A 6,144-nucleotide genomic window follows, 5' to 3' on the forward strand; every position below is an offset into this window, starting at 1 on the left:
TTATTGAAAAAAATTAAAAGAAAAATGAGACAGGCACCTCCAAAACCCCCAAAACCCTCAAAACTAATGGTTTCATGCTTTATAAGATCTTCCAGATTGCTTTATTGTGATGTTTTCTGATTTTTCACTAAAGGATGCCATTCATAATGTATCGTAGGTCGACCACCTTGGGAACTATTGTCTACAGAGATTTCACGAATGTGGTTTGTACGGCATAAAAGCTTTAAAGCTTGTTTAACTGCTTCCTTGTCTTTTAAACATTTCCAATCACGCTTATAAACATCCCGTGCAGTAAAAACATCAGGTAAAGAGTCACAACGCTCTACAATCAGTTTTGCATGCTCTGCTGCTAATGTATCCCCAGCAGCATAAAGCCGTTTTGCATGGCTTAACAGATATTTTTCCCAACGCAATGCCATGGAAAGAGAAGAGAAAGTGATTTCAGAACGCCCACCCTCAACAAGTTCAAAAATCAGGGCAAGACTGGGTATGGTTTTGGGCATTTTAAAAAGATGCGCTTGGAAAGCTCCAGAAACTTTGCTCTCCTTTGCTTTTCTATGAAGTTTTTCCATCCATTCACGAAATAGCTCTTGTGCTTTGGGAGAAAAATGCATCACCAGCGGTTGTTTTGGTGATCCCAAGGGTTTATTCCGAAAAGAACGAAAAACCTCTTCATAGCCTTTATAGGCATCTTTTAAGGGAGGTCTATCGTTCCATTTCCACTCTTGGTTTTCATCGGGCCACGCCATCATTTGAAAACGTTGGATTAAACCATCATCTCCTTTTCCAGAATGAAGCGCCCGAATAAGAGGGGTAATCCGTGCAGGTTGGATGCCCCCAAAGATGGAAAGCGTTGCATTGGGAATATGAATCGTTCCACGTCCAATACGGTCATAGGTAAATTGACCATCCCCATTAAAGGTTTCCAAATAAAAAGCACGCTCTGATTGATATTCAACACGCTCCATATTTGCTAAAAACCCAGAAAGTTCATCACGGACCAATAATAATCCACGCGGGTTTTCTTTGAGTAATTCTCCTAACTTTTCCACGGTCACATCATTGACAATAAAACGTGAGACGCAATCATCATGCTGCTTATTTTTCGATATGTTTTCCGACAAAATAGCGCGGGCTGCTTCATAATTACCTTTTTTTAAAGCTTTGCAGGCTTGTTTTTTCTTTTCTTGTTTATCTAAGATCTCAAGATCTTCTTCAATTTTTGCCTTTTCTTTTTGCTGTTGGCAATTTTCAAATCCTTCTGTTTGAAGAGCAAAAAGTGGTTTAAGAGCCGCCTTCATAGCTGGTGTTTTCCCAGTAGAAGGGTTAGCAATAATGGCGCCCCACAGATTAGGGACAATTTGCCAATCATCGTGCTGCTTGGGAGCTATGCGAACTCCATTACCAATCACGGCTGCTAAAGCACACAAGGCAGAAATGGCAACAAAATCAAGAGAAGATTGTTGACGGTCAGCAATATCATAAATATACCTTCCCAATGCTGTTGGAACTTGTGTAGCCTGAAAAGGCTCGACCGGTAAAAGAGCTGTATCAAGTGATTGTAATTCCCCCCAATCCATTTGTTGCAATACCACTTCATAAGGAATGGCTTGTAAACAAGCATGGTTCTTTAAAGAGACATTGTCGTTATTGTTATCATTATCATTTAAAGAAATATTGCCATTGTTATTGGCTAAATCGTTATTGGCTAAATCAGATGGATTGTGTTCTATCATCTTTTCTCCTTAAAATTTACTAAAGAATCATTGTAATCAGCTCCTTCGGGAGCTTGCATCATAAAGACTTTGAAACCTTGGCTATAAGCACGGGCAGCAAGGGAAAAACCTGCTTTACGACCCGCATCATCTCCATCCATAGCTATAGTGAGACGGTCTTGGCATTGGGGTAAATTCACATGCATCATGCCACTGGTTGAGAGGGACGCCCATAAAGTCACAGGCTCTGATAACAGACCAGACAGAAGAGAAAGACCTGTTTCAATTCCCTCACAAATGACCAGATGCTTGTGATTGGCTTGGCTTAAAGGCACAGCACCGCCCTTAACAGAGCCCAGCATGGCTTTTGCTGGTAACTGCTCTGTTTTGCAGCCATTGTCGTTTAAAAAGGTTCTATGGATTGCAAAGGAGCCACCACCTTCAACAAGAGCAACCAACGCGGGGAGGGTTTTCCCAGAAGGATGGGGGCATTTGCCATGAAAACGTAAATTAGGAGGCAAGTCACAAGTGATGCCCCGCTTGCGTAAATAAAGCTCTGCTAAGGTATCTTTAATCGGTTGACTTTGCTTCCAAATCTTTTGTGCTCTCTCTGCTTTCTGTTTTGTCTTGTTATCTTCACAACAAAACTGTTTTGAGAGAGAAAAGTTACGCGTGTAAGCTTTATCAAAACATGCCTGTTTTTCAATCAACCCGATATTTTTGAGAGCTTGTATGATCTCTCTAAAAGAGCAGCCAGCATAACAATGAAGTAAGAGACGCCCGTCATTTCCATTAGAAATATTTAAACTAGGCGACCTATCATCATGAGCAGGGCAACGGGCAAGTCCATAAGCCCCATACCAGACACCACGCAAGGCATAAGTCATGCTTTTAAGAGTTTGAGCATTTGCAAAATGCATAAAATACAATCCTGCTACTTGCATTACAGGACAGATTCTGTTATTTCGGGATTTGCGAAAATCGAAATACTTTTGTCTGTCCTAGACGGAGTTTTTCTTTAAGCGGCGTTGTTGCCACGTTGGTTTTTAGCCTTCTCGATGACATCATGAAGGTCTGAAGCTAACCAACGGGATAAGGCACCAATCTTTAAAGGTTTTGGTACCGTTCCATCAGCAACACGCCGCCAAAGTGTTGTAACGCTTATACCAAGCATCTTTGCACTCTCACGAGTTGTGAGAAGTGTTTCATTTTTATTCATGAAATCCCTCTTTATTTATAGATTTAAGTAATCGAATCACTATTCGATAACCATCTATAAATAGCAATTCGTAGCAAACATTTCCAGTGAAAACATACGATTCCTTCATAAAAAAACAATATATTGTGTGTGATCTTCATAATGAGCAATAATTTTTGATTCCTATTATTCATTATGTATATAATAAAAAGCAGCTTCATAGTTATTCACAGCTTTTATTGTTTTGCCCCATGACATAAGCCGCCCATTTATCCATATAAACACGGCGCTGTTCTAGATAGTCAGTACGACGGTAGGCGCGCTCTACTTTACCCCCGACCGTATGACCTAGAATGGTTTCTGCTACCTCAAAAGGAGCATCGGTTGTTTCTGCTAGCCAATCGCGTAAACTAGACCGAAATCCATGCGGGCAGGCTTCAAGCCCAATTTTTTGCATATATTGTGACATACAATTTTGTGCAAGAGGACCACGACCGGTTGCAGAAAAAAGGAATCCATTGCGAGAGAGAGGGCGCGCTTGTTCAATAACCTTTAGAGCTTCATTTGATAAAGGCACGCGAAACTCTGTTGTAGCATCACGTAGACCCTTCATATTTTCAGCAGGGATGGTCCATATATCATCTTCAACTTGATCTTTATGGATATGACGCAAAGGGTTTGTACGAACCCCTGTAAGAATAAGCAGACGCAAAGCCAATTGTGTTAGGGTTGTTGTTTTGCAAAGTGTTTTATAAAAAGCTGGTATATCTTTCCAATCCATAGCTGGTAAGTTTATCACTTTATGGCGTTGTTTACCTAAAAGCGCGCGTGCTTTTGCTGTTGCTTGTAAATCAACATCCAATCCCAAGGCAGCAGCATGTTTGAGACAAATATTAAGGCGGTTGAGTGCTTTTTCAGCTGTTGCCGCTTTTGTATGCCAGATGGGAGTAAGAACATTGCGTATATCGGTTTGTGTAATCTCTGAAACGGGGAGACAACCTAATTTAGGGAGAATATAAAGTTGTAAAGGCAGAAACCAATTCCCAGCCTTGCCATCATTTTTGAGTTCAGCTTTGCGACTTTCAAAAGCATCCAAAGCAATGTCTTTTAAGTAATGCAGATTACGTATAGCCTCACGTTTTTGCTTCTCACGTTCTTTAATGGGGTCACGACCCTCGTGTAAAACAGACCGCCATTGGGTTGCCAATTCACGAGCTTTTTTTAAAGAGACATTTCTCAAAGCCCCCAAGCCCATTTCCCGACGCCGCCCGTGAATGGTATAACGATAAAGCCATTGAGCCCCCCCATCTTTACGCTTATGAAGGAGCAAGCCGGCACCATCATTATATTTACCGGCACCCAATGTTGCGACAGCCCTTGCATTAAGACGATTCATAAGAGGCATTTTTACTCCTTTCTAAATGGTTTTTACCCACACACCAACCCCACTTGTGACGTGCAAGGGGATGGTTTTGATTGATTCAAAATGAAATGATTTGAGATGAGAGAATCTTACAATATTCGGGGGTATGATACAAGTTGAAAAAGGATGATTTATCTTTATAAATCAATGTGTTGCCATATGACGGCAACACCAAAAATCTTTACGGATAGGTTAAAAAGGAAAGCTGACCTATCTGATACTGTTCTTGCCTCTATGGATGATGAAAAAATTTATGGCAAAAACCTTTACACTTATACCTTCTCAAAAGCTTTAAAAGAGAAACTGTTAGCACCTTATAAGGTTATCGTTTTAGCTGTTGATGAAGCTATTATCAACGCAACGATTCAAAAGCGTCTCAAGGATAAAAATTCTGAACTCATCCTTGATGATACAACAAAGATTATTGGCTGCTACAAAGCTCTTGCTCAAATAGAAAAGAAAGATGAAGATGATGATATAAAGCCCATGCGTCGTTCTCTGGCTTTTTGTAAAGATATCGAAACTTCTGACAAAATTAGCAGAAAATTCAATCAAGCTATTGATGAATATCATAAATTGGTTCCTGAAAGTAAAACCTCCCTTAATTTTGAAATTAAACATATTGACGGGTCTTTTAATGGTAAGGACCGCAATAAATTACTTGATTGGCTTAAAGAAGACACCGATGAGAATAGCTGTCATGTCTTAACCAATGTAAGATGTTTGTCTGAGGGAGTGGATGTGCCTTCTCTTGATGCGGTCATGTTTTTACACCCGCGCAAAAGTCACGTGGATATTATACAAGCCGTGGGACGTGTGATGCGTCGTGCTCCCAATAAGGAAACAGGTTACATTATTTTACCAGTAGGAATTCCCTTTAATATTCCACCAGAACAAGCTTTAGCAAACAATAAAAAATATGATGTCATTTGGCAAGTTCTCAATGCTTCACGTGCCCATGATGACCACTTTAAAAGTAAAATGAAAGCCTTAGAGCTAGATCAAAATGTTCGTCATTTGTTTGAGGTTGTGGGGGTAACTTTAAACCCTGCTTTAAAAGCAATGACGGATATTGTAGATGAACTATCCCTTCACGCAAGATCTGAAAGTGCGGGGTTGCATATTGGTTCATTAGCCTGTGAAACGTCTCATGGAGATAACGGACAAGGAGAATTAGACCTAGACGTTTATATTGATCAATTCTCGCGTGCTATTAAACCAATCATTGTCGACAAATGTACGGAGCCTAATGAGTGGGGTAACTGGGCGAGCAATGTAGCAGAAGTTGCGCAAAATCTTTCCTAGCAAGGAACTTGATCAGAGCATTTTCGCCAAGCTTTACACCTTCCTTAGCTACACCAGCACCTCCCACCACTAGGGATGCTACTTCTGTCAATAATTTTCCGACTTCAAGTCCAGCTTTAAAGGATCCACCGGCACCGGCTCGCTCATATTCCTCCTCCATTTTATTAATACGGTCTACATAGGATTGCCCAAGGGTAGCTAAAACCTCACCACTCGTGAAAAAATCTTTAAGCGCTTTCAAAGTATCTATGGGATGAAGAGCCAATTGCGCAAAACCATCAACCGTATCGTATAATTCAGCCGGTACACCAGCAACCACACCTGCCGAAAAGCTTATATTTTGCCCACCACTAATCGCAGACCATTTCGCAAAAACTTTTGTTTTACATAAAAGGTTAGGACATTCCTTTAATTCTTTCTCCATCTGCGCTTGTTGAGCGCTGCTGAGATAGTTGTTTTCCGCAGCATTGCCTGCAGCATCAGCACCGGTATTGACATCACCA

At 40.8% G+C, this 6,144-nt stretch carries 5 protein-coding genes and 1 pseudogene; 1 reads left to right on the forward strand and 5 read right to left on the reverse strand.

Going from position 1 to position 6,144, the window contains the following annotated elements; translation table 11 throughout:
- Positions 1-101: 101 nt before the first annotated feature.
- The 4 genes from ME1_RS05195 to ME1_RS05210 form a co-directional block, all read right to left on the reverse strand.
- A complete protein-coding gene (locus ME1_RS05195; RefSeq protein ID WP_004864283.1) occupies positions 102-1,736 on the reverse strand; it encodes a YfjI family protein in 1,635 nt (544 codons plus the stop codon).
- Complete coding sequence (locus ME1_RS05200) at positions 1,733-2,635, reverse strand: DUF7146 domain-containing protein (protein ID WP_004864284.1); 903 nt, start codon at positions 2,633-2,635, stop codon at positions 1,733-1,735. The genes ME1_RS05195 and ME1_RS05200 overlap by 4 nt, the downstream gene beginning before the upstream one ends.
- A 98-nt stretch (positions 2,636-2,733) precedes the next feature.
- The gene (locus tag ME1_RS05205; protein ID WP_004864287.1) at positions 2,734-2,934 is read right to left on the reverse strand and encodes a helix-turn-helix transcriptional regulator; all 201 of its coding nucleotides are present in this window, start codon (positions 2,932-2,934) and stop codon (positions 2,734-2,736) included.
- A gap of 202 nt (positions 2,935-3,136) precedes the next feature.
- Complete coding sequence (locus ME1_RS05210; protein ID WP_004864288.1) at positions 3,137-4,318, reverse strand: tyrosine-type recombinase/integrase; 1,182 nt, start codon at positions 4,316-4,318, stop codon at positions 3,137-3,139.
- A 177-nt stretch (positions 4,319-4,495) separates the two neighbouring features.
- On the opposite strand from ME1_RS05210, the gene ME1_RS05215 reads away from it, so the two are divergent.
- Complete coding sequence (locus ME1_RS05215) at positions 4,496-5,641, forward strand: helicase-related protein (protein ID WP_004864290.1); 1,146 nt, start codon at positions 4,496-4,498, stop codon at positions 5,639-5,641.
- Here ME1_RS05215 and ME1_RS05220 read toward each other — a convergent pair.
- A pseudogene (locus ME1_RS05220) lies at positions 5,583-6,144 on the reverse strand (DUF637 domain-containing protein); the annotation flags it as partial. The gene ME1_RS05215 and the pseudogene ME1_RS05220 overlap by 59 nt on opposite strands.

It is taken from the genome of Bartonella vinsonii subsp. arupensis OK-94-513, from assembly GCF_000278235.1.
Lineage (GTDB): Bacteria > Pseudomonadota > Alphaproteobacteria > Rhizobiales > Rhizobiaceae > Bartonella > Bartonella arupensis.

Excerpts from the sequence above, each read along its gene's own strand:
- ME1_RS05195 (WP_004864283.1), bottom strand. The coding sequence starts at position 1,736 with ATGATAGAACACAATCCATCTGATTTAGCCAATAACGATTTAGCCAAT.
- ME1_RS05200 (WP_004864284.1), bottom strand. The coding sequence starts at position 2,635 with ATGCATTTTGCAAATGCTCAAACTCTTAAAAGCATGACTTATGCCTTG.
- ME1_RS05205 (WP_004864287.1), bottom strand. The coding sequence starts at position 2,934 with ATGAATAAAAATGAAACACTTCTCACAACTCGTGAGAGTGCAAAGATG.
- ME1_RS05215 (WP_004864290.1), top strand. The coding sequence starts at position 4,496 with ATGACGGCAACACCAAAAATCTTTACGGATAGGTTAAAAAGGAAAGCT.
- ME1_RS05210 (WP_004864288.1), bottom strand. The coding sequence starts at position 4,318 with ATGCCTCTTATGAATCGTCTTAATGCAAGGGCTGTCGCAACATTGGGT.